Source organism: Marivirga sp., from assembly GCF_024636815.1.
Lineage (GTDB): Bacteria > Bacteroidota > Bacteroidia > Cytophagales > Cyclobacteriaceae > Marivirga.
Map to the genome: position 1 here is coordinate 1 of NZ_JAGXGF010000038.1, position 18384 is coordinate 18384.

13 protein-coding genes are annotated in these 18384 nt (G+C 34.4%); 5 read left to right on the top strand and 8 right to left on the bottom strand.

Annotation, left to right across the window (positions count from 1 at the left end; genetic code table 11):
- Positions 1-741: 741 nt before the first annotated feature.
- Positions 742-1842 carry a DUF1573 domain-containing protein gene (locus tag Q0L29_RS03110; RefSeq protein WP_296618993.1) on the bottom strand — a complete coding sequence of 367 codons (1101 nt, stop codon included), beginning with the start codon at positions 1840-1842 and terminating at the stop codon, positions 742-744.
- Positions 1843-1976: 134 nt separating this feature from the next.
- Here Q0L29_RS03110 and Q0L29_RS03115 point away from each other — a divergent pair, with 134 nt between their 5' ends.
- From Q0L29_RS03115 to Q0L29_RS03125, 3 genes are all read left to right on the top strand, one after another.
- A complete protein-coding gene (locus tag Q0L29_RS03115; RefSeq protein ID WP_296618994.1) occupies positions 1977-2363 on the top strand; it encodes a DoxX family protein in 387 nt (128 codons plus the stop codon).
- A 1-nt stretch (position 2364) separates the two neighbouring features.
- Positions 2365-3333, top strand: coding sequence for a tryptophan--tRNA ligase (gene trpS, locus Q0L29_RS03120; RefSeq protein WP_296618996.1), 969 nt, complete (start codon positions 2365-2367; stop codon positions 3331-3333).
- A 154-nt stretch (positions 3334-3487) separates the two neighbouring features.
- The gene (locus tag Q0L29_RS03125; RefSeq protein WP_296618998.1) at positions 3488-5734 is read left to right on the top strand and encodes a Tex family protein; all 2247 of its coding nucleotides are present in this window, start codon (positions 3488-3490) and stop codon (positions 5732-5734) included.
- Positions 5735-5812: 78 nt separating this feature from the next.
- Here Q0L29_RS03125 and Q0L29_RS03130 read toward each other — a convergent pair whose 3' ends face one another.
- The 4 genes from Q0L29_RS03130 to Q0L29_RS03145 all read right to left on the bottom strand — a co-directional run bounded on the left by Q0L29_RS03130 (position 5813) and on the right by Q0L29_RS03145 (position 11244).
- Entirely contained in the window at positions 5813-7858 is a 2046-nt protein-coding gene (locus tag Q0L29_RS03130) for a tetratricopeptide repeat protein (RefSeq protein ID WP_296619001.1), read from the bottom strand.
- Between the two features lie 126 nt (positions 7859-7984).
- Positions 7985-8728, bottom strand: coding sequence for an MBL fold metallo-hydrolase (locus Q0L29_RS03135; RefSeq protein ID WP_296619003.1), 744 nt, complete (start codon positions 8726-8728; stop codon positions 7985-7987).
- 56 nt (positions 8729-8784) lie between these two features.
- The gene (locus Q0L29_RS03140) at positions 8785-10269 is read right to left on the bottom strand and encodes an NAD(P)/FAD-dependent oxidoreductase (RefSeq protein ID WP_296619005.1); all 1485 of its coding nucleotides are present in this window, start codon (positions 10267-10269) and stop codon (positions 8785-8787) included.
- Positions 10270-10374: 105 nt separating this feature from the next.
- The gene (locus Q0L29_RS03145; protein ID WP_296619007.1) at positions 10375-11244 is read right to left on the bottom strand and encodes a bestrophin family protein; all 870 of its coding nucleotides are present in this window, start codon (positions 11242-11244) and stop codon (positions 10375-10377) included.
- Positions 11245-11360: 116 nt separating this feature from the next.
- On the opposite strand from Q0L29_RS03145, the gene Q0L29_RS03150 reads away from it, so the two are divergent.
- Positions 11361-13388 carry a penicillin acylase family protein gene (locus tag Q0L29_RS03150; RefSeq protein WP_296619009.1) on the top strand — a complete coding sequence of 676 codons (2028 nt, stop codon included), beginning with the start codon at positions 11361-11363 and terminating at the stop codon, positions 13386-13388.
- A 345-nt stretch (positions 13389-13733) separates the two neighbouring features.
- Here the strand turns inward: Q0L29_RS03150 and Q0L29_RS03155 are convergent, their stop codons facing one another.
- The 3 genes from Q0L29_RS03155 to Q0L29_RS03165 form a co-directional block, all read right to left on the bottom strand.
- Complete coding sequence (locus Q0L29_RS03155) at positions 13734-14249, bottom strand: DUF1643 domain-containing protein (RefSeq protein ID WP_296619010.1); 516 nt, start codon at positions 14247-14249, stop codon at positions 13734-13736.
- A 93-nt stretch (positions 14250-14342) separates the two neighbouring features.
- Complete coding sequence (locus Q0L29_RS03160) at positions 14343-15710, bottom strand: alpha-amylase family glycosyl hydrolase (RefSeq protein ID WP_296619012.1); 1368 nt, start codon at positions 15708-15710, stop codon at positions 14343-14345.
- Between the two features lie 87 nt (positions 15711-15797).
- On the bottom strand, positions 15798-17894 hold the full coding sequence (locus Q0L29_RS03165) for an amino acid carrier protein (protein ID WP_296619013.1): 2097 nt from the start codon (positions 17892-17894) through the stop codon (positions 15798-15800).
- A 311-nt stretch (positions 17895-18205) separates the two neighbouring features.
- On the opposite strand from Q0L29_RS03165, the gene Q0L29_RS03170 reads away from it, so the two are divergent.
- Positions 18206-18384 (top strand): BlaI/MecI/CopY family transcriptional regulator (locus tag Q0L29_RS03170; RefSeq protein ID WP_296619014.1); only part of this gene is annotated, 179 nt, incomplete at its 3' end.

Here is an 18384-nt window from a genome sequence, read left to right on the forward strand (position 1 = left end):
TCTTTCTTCCTTGCATGGCAAAATATAGCAAATAAAATACATTTAAACAACTGAATATCAGATATATAAGTGTATTTTTTAGGATATAGACTTAGTCTAAATTATGCTGTATTTGAGTTGTGCAACAGCCACATTAGCGGGAAGTAGCATCATTTTACCTAGATTTTTTGCATACTTTTTCATCAATGGAAAAAGTATGGAGCATTAAAATACAAAAATCAGCAGTTTAATGCTTAATTCTGCTCTCTTGGACACCATAAAACAAAGAAGAAGTGCTCTTAAACCAATAAAAGGCAGTATTAAGATTTTACCGAGAAACATGAAACAAAATAAAAGATGAAGTGTGTTTTCATAATGATTGGTTTTATGTGTCGTAGATATATTCAAATTCAAAATCTGATGATCCCTAATTGAATAACAACATAAAACCTTGAAATTTGCCTGATGAAGATAGTAATAAATTGTTTATAGTCAGAATAGTAGAGTTGAAAAAATGCTTTTTAGCCTATTAAAGGTAAACTCATTTTTATCAAAATTGGGAAGATGGAGTGCTTGAGAATATAACACTAGAAAATCAAAAGACCTGATTTTCTAGTGCAAATTATAGGTGTTAACTCTAAGTTAAAATATCACTCAAAAATTACTGACAGATTGGGTTTATTTTTCATTATTAAATCTATTTTATTCAGCATTCTTTTTATAGGTGCTTGTACATTAAATGATGTGGTTTTAATGCATTTATTAATCTCTCACATAGGCCTTTATTATCAAATCTTGAGATGGAGCAGTAGGGTCATTTGTAAATAAAGTGATCCTTTTGATTTGAGTCCCTCTTCTTCCTTCAGCGTTAAAAGTAACATTGATCTCACCTGTCTCATCTGGAGCAAAATCCATTTTCTTCAATTCTGAAACCGTACACCCACAGGTTGTTTTTGTTTTTCTAATATTCAGGGTGTCTTTTCCAGTATTTGTAAATTTAAAATTATGAGATAGTTTATCACCTTCATCAATGTGGCCAAAATCATATTCTAATGTTTCAAATTCGATGTGAGGTGCCTTTGCAAGCTCTTCTTCCGTCATAGGGGGGAAGTATTCATTAATGGTGGCAATCACATTCAATGCCTTATTGCTGTTTTCTACTTCATCCGTAAATAAAGTTAAAGGGTCATTCATAAACCCTAAGTCATTCTTTATTTTAGGTAAATAACTGATTTCAATTTCAGCTGATTTTTTAGGAGGTATTTCTAATGGAAGTTTGGTGACTTTTATAAAATCAGCTGATACAAAACGATCTAAAATAGTAATAGTATCTTCTGATTGATTATATACTTCTACGATCTGAGAAACAGGTTTTTCAGTGGTGATATTTCCGAAATTGATGAATTTACTCTTGAGTCTTATACCTCCTAATTCTGTGGTGAATTTATCTTCAATAGTTTTAGGTTTGGGTTCCACATATCCTGAAATCCGTAAAATTTTCGTTTCAGGTTCTCCCGAAGATCTTATTGTTATCGTTTTGGCAAATTTACCAGGTCTATTTAATGGATTATAGGCCACTTCAATCTTCCCTGTATCGCCCGGCATAAGAGCGTCTTTCTCCCAGAATGGAGTAGTACAACCACAGGAAGCTCTAACTGAAGTTAGCTTTACAGAATCACTTCCTGAATTAATAAAATTGAAGGTATATTGAGCAATACCGCTTGCCTCATCTATGGTTCCAAAATCATGGGTATCTTCTAAGAATGTGATTTTTGCAGTATTATTTTGTGCATATACCGCAATGTGGATAAAAAATAGAAAAACAATCGCAAGGGTACTTTTAAGCAAATGAATATTCTTCATAAATTCGTTTTTAGTTGTAAACGAAGATACACATTTCTATACTTTTTTGAATCTATAATTTATTTTAATTCAATGTAGGTAAGGAATGGAACTATAATACATTTTTCTGTTGTCAAATAATTAACTACTTAATAATGCCTTTTAGAAATTTAAGTTTATTGATTTTGCGTTTGGCCGGTGGGCTCATGATGCTTACACATGGTTATCCTAAATTCTTGAAATTACTTTCCGGAGATTTTAGTTTTGCAGATCCTTTAGGGTTAGGAGAAGAAGTAAGTTTAGTTGCGACTGTTTTTGCGGAATTTATTTGTTCAATTTTAGTAGCTTTAGGACTTTACACTCGATTGGCAAGTGTGCCCATTTTATTCACTATGTTAATAGCGGCTTTGGTAGTTCATAGCGGTGATCCATTTGGACGACAGGAACTAGGATTGTTATATGCAGCAGTTTTTTCTGTTACGGCATTAAATGGGGGTGGGAATTATAGTTTAGACAAAATCATTAGAAAGAAAAATTTATAAAATGTCACGAATTTTAACAGGTATTCAAAGCTCAGGTAAACCACATTTGGGTAATTTATTAGGTGCTATTATTCCAGCTATTAAATTATCTCAAGATCCGAAAAATGAGAGTTTCTTCTTCATTGCTGATTTGCATTCTTTAACTACTATTAAAGATGCTGAGGTTAGAAAAGAAAATGTAAATGCAGTGGCCGCGGCTTGGTTGGCTTTTGGCTTTGATACGGATAAAAATTTATTCTACAGACAGTCCATGGTTCCTCAGGTAACCGAATTGAACTGGTATATGAGTTGCTATACACCATTTCCTATGTTGGCAAATGCCCATTCTTTTAAAGATAAATCCGATCGCTTGGCTGATGTGAATGCAGGATTATTTACTTATCCGGTTTTGATGGCCTGCGATATCATTTTATATGATGCGGACATAGTTCCGGTTGGGAAAGACCAAAAGCAGCATTTGGAAATGACACGTGATATAGCCAGTGGTTTCAATCATCGATATGGAGAAGTTTTTGTTCTGCCTGAGGCTAGAATTGATGAACAAATCATGACTATCCCGGGTACTGATGGGCAGAAAATGAGCAAATCATACGGAAACACCATTGATATTTTTCAGACCGATAAAAAGCTAAGGAAAAATGTAATGCAAATTATCACGGATAGCACTCCTATGGAAGAGCCAAAAAATCCGGATAACTGTAATGTCTTCAATATCTATAAATTATTGGCTTCTGAAGAGCAAATAGCTGAAATGCGTAAAAATTATGAAGGCGGTAATTATGGATATGGTCATGCTAAACAGGCTCTTTATGAATTAATTGTTGAAAAATACTCCAAAGAAAGAGAGCTCTATAACCATTACATGGAAAATATAGATGAGCTTCATAAGAAATTAGAAAAAGGAGAAGAGAAAGCAGCAGAAATAGCAAGCAAGACTTTGGGTAGGGTACGAAAAGTGTTGGGTTTTTGAGGGGGACCTAGATTCTAGACATTAGAACCTAGAGTCTAGATATAGTTTGGTTTTCAATATTTAACCAACGTAAAACTAAGAGTCTGAAATTAAACTAATTGAAATCATAAATCCAAAGTCTAGGTTCTAGAATCTAGACTCTAAAATCTTCAAAATGGATCATATAATTAAAATTGCAGGGGAACTAAATGCTCGTCCCCAACAAGTAAAAGCGGTAGTAGAATTATTAGATGGTGGTGCTACGGTACCTTTTATTTCTCGCTATCGAAAGGAAATGACGGGCAGTTTGGATGAAGTAGCGGTGGCTGATGTTCGTGATCGTGTGCAACAATTGCGCGATTTGGACAAAAGGAGAGAAGCTATTTTAAAATCTATCAAGGAGCAGGAAAAACTAACACCTGAGCTTGAAAAGGAAATCAATGCAGCCGAAACTATGGCTAAACTGGAAGATATTTACCTTCCGTATAAGCCTAAAAGAAGAACTAAAGCGACCATAGCAAGAGAGAAAGGGCTGGAGCCACTGGCTAAACTTATTTTTGAGCAAGGAAATATTGATTTAGAGCTTGAAGCTGCAAAATTTATTGATGAAGAAAAAGAGGTAGTTGATATTGAATCAGCTCTACACGGAGCCAGAGATATCATTGCGGAGTGGGCAAATGAAAATGCAGAGTTGCGTGAAGACATCCGTGAATTGTTCTTGGAAAAAGGAAAATTCCGTTCTAAAGTCTTAAGTGGTAAAGAAACAGAAGGTCAGAAGTATAAGGATTATTTTGAATGGGAGGAAAATGTAAAAACGGCTCCTTCTCACAGGATTTTGGCCATGAGAAGAGGGGAGAAAGAAATGATACTGATGCTGGATATCAGTCCAGAGGAAGAAGATGCTGTATTCATTATGGAAAAGCATTTTGTGAAAGCTGATAATGAAGCTGCTCAGCAGGTGAAAACGGCCTTAGCGGATGCTTACAAAAGATTATTGAAGCCTAGCATGGAAACTGAAATCCGTATTTTCACTAAGAAAAAAGCGGATGAGGAGGCTATCAAGGTATTCTCGGATAATTTGAGACAACTTTTATTAGCGGCTCCAATGGGACAGAAAAATGTGATGGCCGTAGATCCTGGTTTTAGAACGGGCTGTAAATTAGTTTGTCTGGATAAGCAAGGGAAATTATTGTTCAACGAGGCTATCTATCCCAATGAACCTCAGCTTCAAACCACTAAAGCGGCAGGGTTGATCTTGCAATTAGTGGAAAAATATAATGTTGAAGCCATAGCGATAGGAAATGGAACTGCAGGTAGAGAAACAGAAAAGTTTATTAATTCAATCGGCTTGCCTAAATCAGTGATGGTTGTGATGGTTAATGAAAGTGGTGCTTCAGTTTATTCTGCATCAGAAGTAGCTCGGGATGAATTTAAAGAATATGATTTAACAGTCCGTGGTGCGGTATCTATTGGTAGAAGATTGATGGATCCATTAGCTGAGTTGGTGAAAATTGATGCCAAATCAATAGGAGTGGGGCAGTACCAACATGATGTAGATCAAAACCTTCTGAAAGCCGGCTTGGATGATACTGTGGTAAGTTGTGTGAATAATGTAGGGGTTGAATTGAATACAGCCAGTAAGCAATTACTGACTTATGTTTCTGGATTAGGTCCTTCCATTGCTGAAAATATAGTGAATTATAGAAATGAGCATGGGGCCTTCAAAAGCAAGGAGGAATTGAAAAAAGTGCCTCGTTTAGGAGATAAAGCATTTGAACAAGCAGCAGGTTTCTTGCGCATCAGTGATGCTAAAAATCCTTTGGATAGCAGTTCAGTCCATCCGGAACGTTATAATTTGGTAAACAAAATGGCTAAAGATGTTCAGGCTTCTATTACGGATTTGATGGGCAGTAAGGAGCTACGAGAGAAGTTGGATATGAAAAAGTATGTGACAGAATCTGTAGGGCTTCCAACTTTACAAGATATCATGCAGGAATTAGCTAAGCCAGGCCGTGATCCTCGTGAACAATTTGAAGCTTTTTCCTTTACCGAAGGAGTAAATGAAATTAAAGATTTGAAAGTCGGTATGAAATTACCGGGTATCATCACCAATATCACCAATTTTGGTGCTTTTGTGGATGTGGGTGTTCATCAGGATGGATTAGTGCATGTAAGCCATATAGCTGATAAATTTGTAAGTAACCCTGCAGAAGTAGTGAATGTTGCGCAAAAGGTTGAAGTTACTGTTTTAGAAGTGGATGAAGCCAGAAAACGGATTTCATTTTCTTTAAAGAAAGATCCTTTCAAGCAACAATCCAAAGAAGAAAAGCCTAAAGGTAAGTTCAAGCGTAAAGAAGAGGAAAAAGCACCTGAAGGAGATTTTCAAGCAAAATTAGCAGCCTTAAAAGGTAAATTTGGGTGATAAAATTTTGAAATGCCTACTCTTTGTTTAAAAAGGGTAGGCATTTTTTTTCTCCTCCAATAGCACGCACTATTGGCCTTAAATCCTAATCCCAGCAAAAGCAATATCATCCGTTTGTTCCTGATTACCTTTCCATTCAATCATTGCTTTTTCTAGTTTTACTTTCTGTTGCTCTAATGGTAAAATTTTGATTTCATCTAAAAGAGATTTAAGTCTTTTTCGCATAAACTTTTTATCTTCTCTCCCGCCAAACTGGTCAACGTAACCATCCGAATACATATAAATATGTGTATCCTCTTTCAAGTTCAACTTGATGTTTTTAGCTTGTTTTAAATCTTGTTCTTTAAATCCACCTATTGAAAATCGTTCTCCTTTGATTGTTTTCCAGTCATTTTGCTGATAGACCAACAAATCCATGCTGGCACCCGAAAATGTCAACTGTTGTTTTTTAAGATCTATGCACAATAATGCAATATCTAATCCATCATTGGAGGAGTTCTCTTTATATTGCAAGCTATTTAAAACTGCCTCGTCTAATAAATTAAGAATTTTTGCGCAATCATTTTCATCTTGCTGTATGACTATACTATTCAATAGATCGTTGGCCATTACCGTCATAAATGCACCCGGAATTCCATGACCTGTGCAATCTGCTAAGGCAAAGAAAATTTTATCTTTCTTCTTTGTAAACCAATAAAAATCTCCACTTACAATCGATTTGGGCATATAGAGCAAGAAAAATTCATGGAAGACTGCTTTTATCTGCTTTAAGTCAGGAAGTATAGCTTGTTGGATATTCTGAGCATACCATATACTTTTCATAATTTCAGAGCTTGCTTCCTCCAATGCTAGCTTTTGTTCCAAAATACTATCTCTTTGTGCTTCTATTTCATCCCTGTTTTCCTTGATTTCAGATTTTTGATGATTGATTTCCTCATTTTTTTGCTTGAGCAATCGGTTAGATCTGTTTTTTATGATGTATCGGTTATAACTGACAAAAGCCACTATAGCTAATAAAATTCCAAGTGCCATTAAAAAATAATTGGAGTTTCGTCTGCGTATTAATTGTAGATTGGTAATTTCAGCTTCATTGGTTAACAATTGAATCTCTTTTTCCTTTGATTGAATCTCAAAATTCTTTTCTAATTGAGATACTTTGTTGTTAAAGTCTTGATTAAATATGGAATCATTTAAAGCTTTATACTTCTTATAAGCGATTAATGATTTTTCAAATTGATTGTTATATTCATAAATTTCGGATAAGCCTTTATAGGATTCCTTTATCACATCTAATGCTTCTACTTCTTTAGCAGATTGAATTGCTTTTTCGAAATAATTCTCGGCTTTACTGTATTTATTTACAGTAAGATAGCTCTCAGCCAAACTTTTAATGATATAGGTTTTATCATAATTCTTTTCGTCTTTTGGGACAGCTAACAGTGCTTTTTCTATATAATAAACGGCTGAATCTTTAGTACCATAATCTTTATGATAAATGCCAATATTATGTAAGGAGTTATATATACCAACTGCATCATTTAATTTTTTATCAATTTTATAACATTGTCGAAAATAGTTAATGGCTATTTCAGTTTTCTCCATTTTCATATAAAGCAATCCTAAATTACTCATGGTGTTGGAAATTCCTAAGGAATCGTCAATCGACTTTTTTATCTTTAGTGACTCTTCATAATAGTAAGCAGATTTGTCTAATCTCCCAATTTCATCGTATATAATACCTACATTATTCATAGCTCTGGAAAGCGATTGAAGATTATCTAAATCTTTTTCCAAATCCAGTACCAATAGGAAGTATTCTAATGTTTTTTCATAATCTCCAAGTCCATAATAGGCTATTCCAAGATTATTTAGGAGCTGAATTTCAGAGTACTGATCATTTGTTTTTCTTGCTAATTCTAATCCCTGCTGTCCGTAAAATATTGCTTGGGAAGGTTCTGAAGTACTTAGACTATACAGTAATTCTTTGTAGATGCTTATTCTGCTACTGTCTTCAATTTTACTATTTAGTAAATTTTGAAGGCTGTCCATTTTCTCATTCCCCTTTACATGGAGAATTTGTATAGATGAAATCAGAAATAAGAAAATTAATATTTTTACTCTCATTTAATCAGTAATCAGACTAATTACCTTCAATTTATTCTAAATTTAATTCCCAAGCAATTATTAGCATTTAATGATGATGCTATATCCATTGAAATTAGATTGAATAACTATTTTGTTCGGTGGATGCTAATTTTTTGGATACCAATTTCTTAATCTTACTTCAATATTTTCATTTTCTTCATTCACCATAGTTTTGAATTTCTCAACATCTGCTAAGCCTCCTTGTCCTCTGAAATGAAAAGGGTAAATAATAGAAGGTTTAAATTCTAGTACAGCGGATGCGGCTTGATCAATTGTCATAGTATATGGAATATTCATACAAACGAAAGCAATATCAATATTTTGTAGAGCTCGCATTTCGGGTATGTCTTCAGTATCCCCTGAAATGTAAATTACTTGATCAGCCATATTCAATAAATAGCCATTTCCTCTGCCTTTTGGATGTCTTGAATCCTCAGATTGAGGTAGATTGTACATTGCTAAGGCGGTTATATCTATTCCTTTAAATGAAGTGCTTTTATCATTATTTAAAATTTCTATTTCTGCATGGTCAATTCCTTCCATTTGTTGCGCTACAGCTTCTGGTACTATAAAATGAGCCTTAGAAGTATTGAGTGCTTGGAGTGTTTCTTTATTCAAATGATCGCCATGAATGTCTGTAATTAAAATTAAATCGGCATCATTAAGTCCTTCAAATCCTTCCGCTCCACCGTAAGGGTCTACGTAAATAGTGAGCTCATTATACTCAATGGCTAAAGTCCCATGTACAATGGGGTGGATTTTAATATCACCTTGCTTAGTGCTGATAATATCTTGTCCATACAAGCTTGTGCTAAATAAAGCAATAAGGATAATAAGTAGATTTTTCATAGAATTTTTATTTTTAAAACTCCAGGAATGGTTTTTTGTTAAACCATTCATCAAATTTAAATCATTACTCTTTCTTGTTTTTCGCAATCATAGCAATAGCAATTCACTTTATTTTTTAATAAACCGGATTTCAAAATTGATTTTCCTAAAAGTGCTCTAACGGATTCTTGAATTCCTTCTGTGATGCTGGGATGGGGGTGGACACATTCTGCTAGCTCCTCAATTCCTTTATTCATGCTGATGAGTAGAGCAACTGCCTGAATAGCAGCAGATGCTTGTTCCCCCACAACTCTCATCCCTAAAATTCGCATTTCATCATCATCCGTCACTAATAATTTTATAAAACCCTGAGTGTTTCTTTTGGCAACTGCTCTTGCGATAGTGGAATAATCGGTAGTCACGACCTTATAATTTAATCCTTTTTCTTGTGCAGTTTTTTCATTGAATCCAACACCTGCTACTTCAGGGTTTAAAAACATAATGGTGCTGATATTTTCATACACTAATTTTTTCTTAGGCGTACCAAAAATTTTCTCCACTGCATAGCGGCCTTCCAGTTCTCCTACATTGACTAAATTGATGTCAGCGGTAATGTCACCCACAGCAAATATGTTTTTTACCGATGTCTTAGTATCATTGTCTTCAACACCTCTTTGTCCCATTTTAATGGGTACAGCTTTCTCCCATATGTTCTCATAGTTAGGTACTCTCCCGACTGAGACTAATGCTTTATCCACTTCAAAAGTCTCTTGGTGTCCATCTGAAAAATCAAGTGTATAGACTACTTTATCATTTTTTCTTTCCATATGAGTTAAGGAGGAATTTCTATGAATATGGACTCCTTGTGCTTCCAGGTTCTTTTCTATAACGGCTACCACATCGGGATCTTCAAAGGGAAGAATGCTGTCTCCTTTATCTATCAAATATACTTTTGTCTGGCCAAAACCTGAGAAAATAGTAGCATACTCGCAACCAATTACTCCGGCACCCACTATGACCATGCTTTCAGGAAAATCATCTAGCTGTTCAATTCCATCACTTGTGAGTATATAGTCCTCATCTATAGGGATATTAGGTAAATATCTCGGGCGACTTCCTGTTGTAATAATGATGTAATTTGTTTCAAATGCCAGGCGTTCTTTTGGTGTTTCTACTTCTACTAAATGCTCACTGATAATAGAGGCTTCACCTTCTACATAATCTATATATGGAGAATATTTTGAATTATTTTGCAGTTCTTGAAGATGACTTCTTAATAAATGAATTCTTTCTTTTACAGCGCTTTGAACTTCTGTTTGAATCTCTTTCCAAACTGCTTTTGGTGGTTCTAAATGGTAGCGATCTAAATTTTTACGGAAAGCCAGCATATCTCTGGATAGTTCCCATAAAGTTTTGGAAGAAAGAGCACCATTAGTAATCCCTGCTCCGCCCAGGATGTTTTTTTCAATTAATAAAGTCCTTTTTTTTAAATCAACTGCTCTCATGGCAGCAGCATAACCTGATGGACCTGCTCCAATAATTACCAAATCATAATGCTCCATATACTTCTTTTATTGATGTAGCAATATAAAAATTTATAAGGAATTAATGGTACTTTATTGATTTTCAAATTCAAGTGCATTTAATAAACATGATTTCTTATTTACTTAATTCATCAGTTCTTTTACATTCTTCTCAATTTTCTCAGATAATTCCTGAGTAGGCAAATCATTTACATCTCCGCCAAAAGGTTCTTCTATTTCCTCGGCTATCAATTCAACACTTACTAAAATGAAGAAAATAAATATTACAATGGGAATGGTCATATAATGGAACTCAGTGATAAAAGCCAGAGGAAGCGTGACCGTATAAGTAAATACAAATTTCTTTATAAACATGCTATAAGAATAAGGTATAGGAGTATTCTTAATTCTTTCACAGCCACCTAAAATGTCAGAAAACTCCTTCATTTCTTTATCCAAAACCAAGAATTGATTGGGTGTTAATTTCCCTGAAGTTAATAACTGATTTATTTTTTGGTATAGTAAAGAAGTAATAGCATTAGGTATATGATCTTTATGTTCTAGGTGCTTTTTTAATTTTTCATCTGTGATTTTTAAGTGCTTGATTTTAATACCTTTTCTTAAATGATCTTTTAAAGCAAAAGCAAATGCAGGGATCATTTCCTGAAAGAAGATTCTATCTTCTTCGTTTTCTTTCGAAATCATAGCATTTAGTTTAGATGCCAAATTCCTGGAATTATTAAGTAATAGGCCCCATAATTTTCTTCCCTCATACCATCGGTCATAAGCTGAATTTACTCGAAATACCAAAAATAAACCCAACACTATACCAAGCAATGAATGGACAACAGTGGTACTATGAAAATCCAAATTAAAATAATCCTCAATAAGAAAAGTGACTATAGCGGTATAAATTGCCATAATCGTTAAAAATGGTAATAACGTTCTAACCACTTGACGGCTATAGGAATGGAAAATAAGTCCGAACCAATTTTTAGGGTTGTATTGTATCATGGTTTATATTTAATGAAAGATAAATCTTTAAACACAATAATATGAGATTTTATACTCAGATTAAATTTTCCTTCATAAATTTAGTGCTCTAACGCGCAGATTATCATAAAATATAAATGAAATACGTCTTTCTTTTTTTCTTTACTTTAAATTTCTTTTCTCTTTCAGCTCAAATCTCACCCGATAAAATTGATATCGTTCGCGATCAATGGGGAGTTGCACATATTTATGGAGAGAAAGATGCTGAAGTCGCTTATGGATTAGCCTGGGCACATGCAGAAGATGATTTTAAAACCATTCAATCCACCTTATTGGCTGGCAAACTGATGGCAGGGAGGCAATTCGGTAAAGATGGAGCAGGAATCGACTTCTTCACCCAATTTATTGGTGCACCAGATGTAGTCAAAGAGAAGAAAGACCAACTATCACCTGAATTTTCAGCTTTATTAGATGGCTATATTCAAGGTATAAACTCCTATGCACTTCATCATAAAGATGAAGTATTGCATAGAAAATTATTCCCAGTCACTGCCGATAATATGCTAACGGCTTTTGTTTTGTCCTTATCGGCTATGAGCGGTGCAGACAAAATAGTTGGTGATATAGTGGCCAATAAATCCTTTAATAATCCTTATGTGGGCATTGGTTCAAATGGTATCGCTATTGGCAAGAGCAAAACCACCACTGGAGAAAGCTTTTTAGCTGTAAATTCTCATCAACCTTTTGTAGGACCGGCTAGCTGGTATGAAGTTCATTTGAATAGTGAAGAAGGCTGGAATATGCTGGGCTCATTGTTTCCTGCAAGTCCTACTATTTTTCATGGAGTAAATGAAAATTTAGGATGGGCGCATACTGTCAATCATCCGGATAAAATGGATGTTTATCAATTAAGGATGCATCCAGATAAAAAGGAGCACTACTATTTTGATGGAGAAATATTAGAATTGGAGAAGCGTAAAGCTAAATTAAAAGTCAAGATATTAGGAATGCCGATTCCAATTTCCAAAACTTATTATCAAAGCGTTTATGGGCCAACTTTAAAAAATGATAACGGGTATTTCTCCTTAAGCTTTGTAGCCAATCAAAATTTAAAGGCCATACAGCAGTGGTATGAAATGACTAAAACAAAGAACTTGCAAGAATTTAAAAGTGTGGTTTCACAGCTTTACCTGCCTGATTTCAATATAGTTTATGCTGACAAAGACCACCATATTTTTTATGTGAGCAATGCCAAATTGCCAATTCGAAATCCCAATTTTAATTGGAGAAATGTGTTACCTGGAGATACATCAGTTACTTTATGGACGAATTATCATGCATTTAATGAATTGCCACAATATACAGATCCGAAAGCAGGCTATTTATTTAATATGAATAATACACCCTTCAATGCTACTGCCTACAATGAAAATCTGGATTCCTTGGAGTTTCCCTCAGAAATGGGCTTTTCTATAAAGGATAATAATAGAAGCATTCGTTTTCAAAGCCTAATGAGCCAGGAAGGTAAGTTGAGTTATGATGATTTTAAAAAGATAAAATTCGATATTCAATATCCTGATCAATTTCAATTTGAGGAAGATGTCAATATCATTTTTGAGTTTGATCCCAAAGATTACCCAGAGATAGAAGACTATTTGAAAATCCTTCAGAATTGGGATAGAAATGCAGAAAAGGAAAGTATAGGAGCAGGTTTAATGAAGGTTGTAATCAATAATGCAAAGGGAAAAAAGATCGATAAAGCTGAAGCTGTTGAAATTGTTAAAATATCACAATCACAATTGGTAGCTGAATTTGGGACTATTGAAGTACCGCTTAGCGAGTTGCAAGTCCATAAACGGGGAGACATAGAAATGCCAATTGATGGATTGCCAGATGTCATTGCACCTATGTATACTCAAAAGATAGGAGATGGCTTGAAAGAGAAGACCTATGTAGGGGAGTCTTATATTTTATTAGCCCGATTCAGGGAAGGATTGCCTAAATTAGAATCCATTATGCCTTATGGCGCTTCTTCTAGACCTGATAGCCCTCATTTTACTGATCAAATGGAGATGTTTATCAATAAAGAACTAAAATCCATGACTTTGGATAAGGAGGAGATTTATGAAAATGCAAAACGGATTTATCATCCTATGATGGAATGATTGTTTTATAAGTTTAAAATCATATTGAGAAGTAAATACAACTATAGGTTTTTCAGAAGAGATTTGTACATATTATTGAGTTTAGATAAATTTCACTAATAAAATTAGGCGATTATTTTCCTACCACAAAAGATACAACAGAACACAAAAGAAAATAACCAAGGTTATTTTTGAGATAGTTAAATTTCTACATATGGTAAAAGTAAATTGCATAAAACATGGGAGATGTCAGTTATATTTATTTGAGTTTTTAGATTAAAATCTAAGAGCGTGATTCAATTTTATATTTATATAAAATCTATTGTGTTCTTTTCTTTTGTGGTTAAAGTAAAGTAGGTATTTATACTAAATGATCTTTTCCATATATTCCTCTATATCAAAAGCCGATAAATCAGTAGTTTTCTTGAGATAAAGCGGATGCCTAGGATGCCCCGCTTTTAAGGGGTCACCAGCCGAAAGCCATTGGCAATCATAGAATTGGCTCATATTGAAAATATCAGATAGACAATGCTTAAGATAAGGTCTGGAATCAATTAAATTACCCCAAGCCGCCCAAATGACAGGATCGCTTTCTTCGAATAATTCTTCGATGATTTCAAGATTTTCTTCATGATATTTCTTTTGAACTTTTTGGTGTAATAATGTAGGAGAGGTGGCTCTTTGGGCATAAAGATTTATCATAACCCAACCATCAAATTGATTATGCCTGACGATTCGCTCCACAGAAGAAATAGTGCCATCATATTGCTCCGGTCTTGCCTGACTAGGATTTACTCCCAAACAGATTAAAATTCTCTTACCTTGTTTACCTAAGGTATATCGATATTTATCGCTAGGGTCTGTTTGATAAATCCACTTCATATTTTAAAAAAAATATTCAATTCTATAATTCAAGTTATGGATTAGAATATTTGAGACCTAATAAAATTAATGCAAATTATTATTTTAATAATTTTATTTTTGTAATATATAAAATTGATATGGAGCTAAAGTAATATCATTATTCAATGTTAAGGTGCTTTCAGCCATAATATCAGACCATTCTGAACTTTCTAATTCTGGTGGAAAGGAAAAGTTGATCGTATAATCTCTCAAATTTGTAATGATCAGTATTTCTTCATTTTCAAATGATTTTTTAAAACATAGAATATCATTATGGGGAAATACTGTGTTTTCTCCTGTTTTTGCTACTGTAGAATTTGAATAAAACTGCAGCATTTTTTGGTAAGCGGATAACATTTTAGGGTTGTTGTCCCAATTGATGGTAGAATTGGTAAAAAAAGGAATATTATTAGCTGTACCTACTTCTTGACTACCATAGATCAAAGGAACGCCACCAGTAAAAATGGTAGCCATGGATGCAGCTAATGCTCCTTCCGTCCCATTGAACAGACTAATAGGAGTGGCATCCCAAGCTGATTCATCATGATTGGTTGTAAATCTGACCCAACTTTTATTTTCTGGGGTATTTGCTTTCTCTTTTTTATCAACTTCAATAATCTTACCCGCCACTTGATTGTTGAAGTCTTGCTTTAGGGCACCGTAAAATTGCCAGCTGAAATTCAAATCAAATCCAGCATCAAAATGATCGTTTCTCGTTCCTTCAGCAAAATATATAAATTGTCTATCAGGAATTGAGTCTAAATTTTGCCATGCTTCTTTCCAAAAGTCAAAAGGAACACCATCGGCATAATCGCAACGAAAACCATCAATATTGGCTTCATATACCCAATATTTCATGGCATCAATCATGGCCTCTCTCATATTTTCATTATCATAATTTAAATCAGCTACATCTTGCCAGTTGGTGCCGGGTGGATGAATTATATTGCCATTAGCATCTTGGCTGTACCAATTTTTATTTTGGATCCAGTTATTATCCCAGGAAGTATGGTTGGCCACCCAATCCATAATGATCGCTATCCCTCTGTTATGAGCTTCAGTTGTGAGCGTTCTTAAATCTTCTAAGTCTCCATATTCTGAGCCAACAGCCTTATAATTTTTAACCGAATAAGGTGAATTTACGGAATTGACCTGGCCTATTGGATGAATAGGCATCAGCCAAATAACATTTATCCCTAAACTTTCAATATGGTCTAATTTGTCAATTACACCTTGTAAATCTCCTTCTGGACTGTAAGCTCGTAAATTCACTTCATACATAATGATATCCTGCGTTGCAGGAATTTCATTAAAAGGAGTTCCGAATTGTTCATATTCGGTTACTTGATTATCAACATCGTCTGGCGGTGGGATATGTAATTCATCCTCACAAGAGAATAAGCATAAAATGATAAACATATAAATAAGATGAGTTATCATTTTATGCATTTTATTTTACTGATTTAATGATGTTAATTATTAACTTTTAATTTAGATGAATATCAATTGATACCCGAATTTTAAGAATCAATCCTCATCCGGTTGCCCAAGCTTACCCGCTTTCTTTTTCTCAAAATAGTGCGCTAAATCTTTCCTCACCTCAGATGACATGATGTATAAACCGATCATATTTGGAACTGACATGGCTAAAATCATCATATCTGAGAAATCGAGTACAGCTCCCAAACTTACAGAAGCACCTACTACCACGAATATTAAGAAAGTAACTTTATAAGCTAATTCTGATTTCTTGGTTTTTCCGAATAGGTAAGTCCATCCTCTCATTCCATAATAAGACCATGAAATCATGGTAGAGAATGCAAATAGGAATACGGCTATTGCTAAAATATAAGGAAACCAAGAAATTACTGAACCAAAGGCTTGAGCAGTCAATTTAACTCCTGTTACGTCAGGTACTTCATGCATACCTGTAAAAATCAAAACTAAGGCAGTTAAGGTACAAACTACTACGGTATCGATAAATGGCTCCATCAATCCTACAAATCCTTCAGAGGGGGCATTATGTGTTTTGGTAGCGCTATGTGCAATAGCTGCAGAACCTACTCCCGCTTCATTCGAAAAGGCAGCTCTTTGGAATCCAATAATTAAAACTCCTATGAATCCGCCTTTCAAGGCACTTGAATTTAATGCTCCATTATAGATAGCGGAAAAGGCAGGGCCTATGTTTTCAATATTGATTCCAATAATAATCAAAGCAGCTACTACATAAACTGCAGCCATAATTGGCACAACTTTACCTGTAACCTTAGCAATACTTTCAATACCACCAATGATAACTACACCTACTAAAACAGCTAATCCTATTCCAAACCAAAATCCCCAGCCTTCTAATACAGAAAATTGAGAAGCCATAATCTGGAAGGATTGATTAGATTGGAACATATTACCAGCTCCAAATGAAGCACCAACACATAGCACTGCAAATACTCCGGCTAATATTTTTCCTAATCCTTTTATATTACGTTTTTCAAGTCCATAACGGAGATAATTCATAGGGCCACCGAAAATTCTTCCATCGGCTTTAATTTCTCTGTATTTTACACCTAATGTGCATTCCACGAATTTGGATGACATACCCAAGAAACCAGCTAAAATCATCCAAAAAGTGGCGCCAGCACCACCAATGGAAACGGCTACTGCCACACCGGCTATATTTCCCAAACCAACTGTTGCAGAAACTGCAGTTGCCAAAGCTTGGAAGTGCGTTACTTTCCCTGGTGCATTAGGATCACTATGCTTTCCTCTAGCTAAATCAATAGAATGTTTAAACCCACGAATATTGATAAATCCCATTCTCACGGTGAAGAAAGCAGCACCTGCAATCAACCAAAATACAATAAAAGGGATATTATTTTTTCTAACATCTCCATTTGCATAAAGTAAAGGTTGTTCATCATCAAATTTTATGCTGGCAAAATATTGAGCGCCTTGTTCAATTAAATCCTTGGTATTATTGGGACTAAAAATGACATTACCTTCTTCCACGTTGAAATTGATTTCCCCATCAGCTGTGGCTGTTACCGTATCGGCATCTTGATTATTGATAGAGACAATGGCGATAGGGTCCCCTTTTTTCACCTGCTCACCATCTTGAACCAATTTTTCTTTAAGAATAAAAGTCTTGTCAGTTCTTGCATTCCAATCGGGTGTTTTGATCATTTCCTGATCGGTCATCACAACTGGATCGTATAATCCCACAGCGGCAAAAGGGTCCCAAAACAATACATTACCCATAAATGCTACCACGGGATCAAAAACTGCATTGAAGTTTTCGGTAATGGATTCAGCTTCAATGGTGATTTTTTTATCAATTATTTGATTGTTAGCATCGGAAATTCTTACTGTATATTCTTTGCCTTCAATAAGCCCAGAAGCTTTAGAGGCTGTTAAAGCGGTGTTTTGGTTAGACCATCTGTATTGGTAAGGTTCACTTCCTCCGCTCACTTTCAATCTGATTTCTCCATTATTGATTGTAGAAGAGGGATTGATAAGTTCCACTTCGACTTGCAGAGAATCATTCGATTGTGAGGGTTTTGCTTTTACTAAAGATATTGAAGAAAATAAAACTAATAGGGTGAGAATTAATCTTAAAATTTTGTTCATAGATAACAAATGTGTTAAGTAAAAACTGGTTTTAATTTTGAATTTCAGATTGTGTATTTATGAATATTTTAATAGATATTAAATCATAAATAGCGATTTGATTTATAAAATGTTACAAAAGCAACATGCTTAGGTAAATTTTGTTCAAAGCTAGGAATTATATAACTGCTTACCAATAATTATTTATACTGTATTTAAAACCTGCAATTTTTTTAATATGTTGTTAAAGTCTTTATAATTAATACTATATAAATAGTAGTATAATTTAATAAGTAGTTGTATTACTAATTAAATAGTAATATAATTGTGATATGAAAGAATTAACAAAAGCAGAAGAACAACTTATGCAGCATTTGTGGAAGCTGGAAAAAGCTTATCTCAAAGATATTGTGATGGAATATGAAGAGCCTAAACCTGCTTATACCACTATAAGCACCGTAGTAAATGTATTAGTGAGGAAAGAGTTTATTGGTTTTGACTTACATGGAAA

What these genes read in the sequence shown, in the direction of transcription:
- Q0L29_RS03110 (WP_296618993.1), bottom strand. Translation starts at nt 1,842, where the DNA reads ATGAAGAATATTCATTTGCTTAAAAGTACCCTTGCGATTGTTTTTCTA.
- Q0L29_RS03115 (WP_296618994.1), top strand. Translation starts at nt 1,977, where the DNA reads ATGCCTTTTAGAAATTTAAGTTTATTGATTTTGCGTTTGGCCGGTGGG.
- trpS (WP_296618996.1), top strand. Translation starts at nt 2,365, where the DNA reads ATGTCACGAATTTTAACAGGTATTCAAAGCTCAGGTAAACCACATTTG.
- Q0L29_RS03125 (WP_296618998.1), top strand. Translation starts at nt 3,488, where the DNA reads ATGGATCATATAATTAAAATTGCAGGGGAACTAAATGCTCGTCCCCAA.
- Q0L29_RS03130 (WP_296619001.1), bottom strand. Translation starts at nt 7,858, where the DNA reads ATGAGAGTAAAAATATTAATTTTCTTATTTCTGATTTCATCTATACAA.
- Q0L29_RS03135 (WP_296619003.1), bottom strand. Translation starts at nt 8,728, where the DNA reads ATGAAAAATCTACTTATTATCCTTATTGCTTTATTTAGCACAAGCTTG.
- Q0L29_RS03140 (WP_296619005.1), bottom strand. Translation starts at nt 10,269, where the DNA reads ATGGAGCATTATGATTTGGTAATTATTGGAGCAGGTCCATCAGGTTAT.
- Q0L29_RS03145 (WP_296619007.1), bottom strand. Translation starts at nt 11,244, where the DNA reads ATGATACAATACAACCCTAAAAATTGGTTCGGACTTATTTTCCATTCC.
- Q0L29_RS03150 (WP_296619009.1), top strand. Translation starts at nt 11,361, where the DNA reads ATGAAATACGTCTTTCTTTTTTTCTTTACTTTAAATTTCTTTTCTCTT.
- Q0L29_RS03155 (WP_296619010.1), bottom strand. Translation starts at nt 14,249, where the DNA reads ATGAAGTGGATTTATCAAACAGACCCTAGCGATAAATATCGATATACC.
- Q0L29_RS03160 (WP_296619012.1), bottom strand. Translation starts at nt 15,710, where the DNA reads ATGATAACTCATCTTATTTATATGTTTATCATTTTATGCTTATTCTCT.
- Q0L29_RS03165 (WP_296619013.1), bottom strand. Translation starts at nt 17,894, where the DNA reads ATGAACAAAATTTTAAGATTAATTCTCACCCTATTAGTTTTATTTTCT.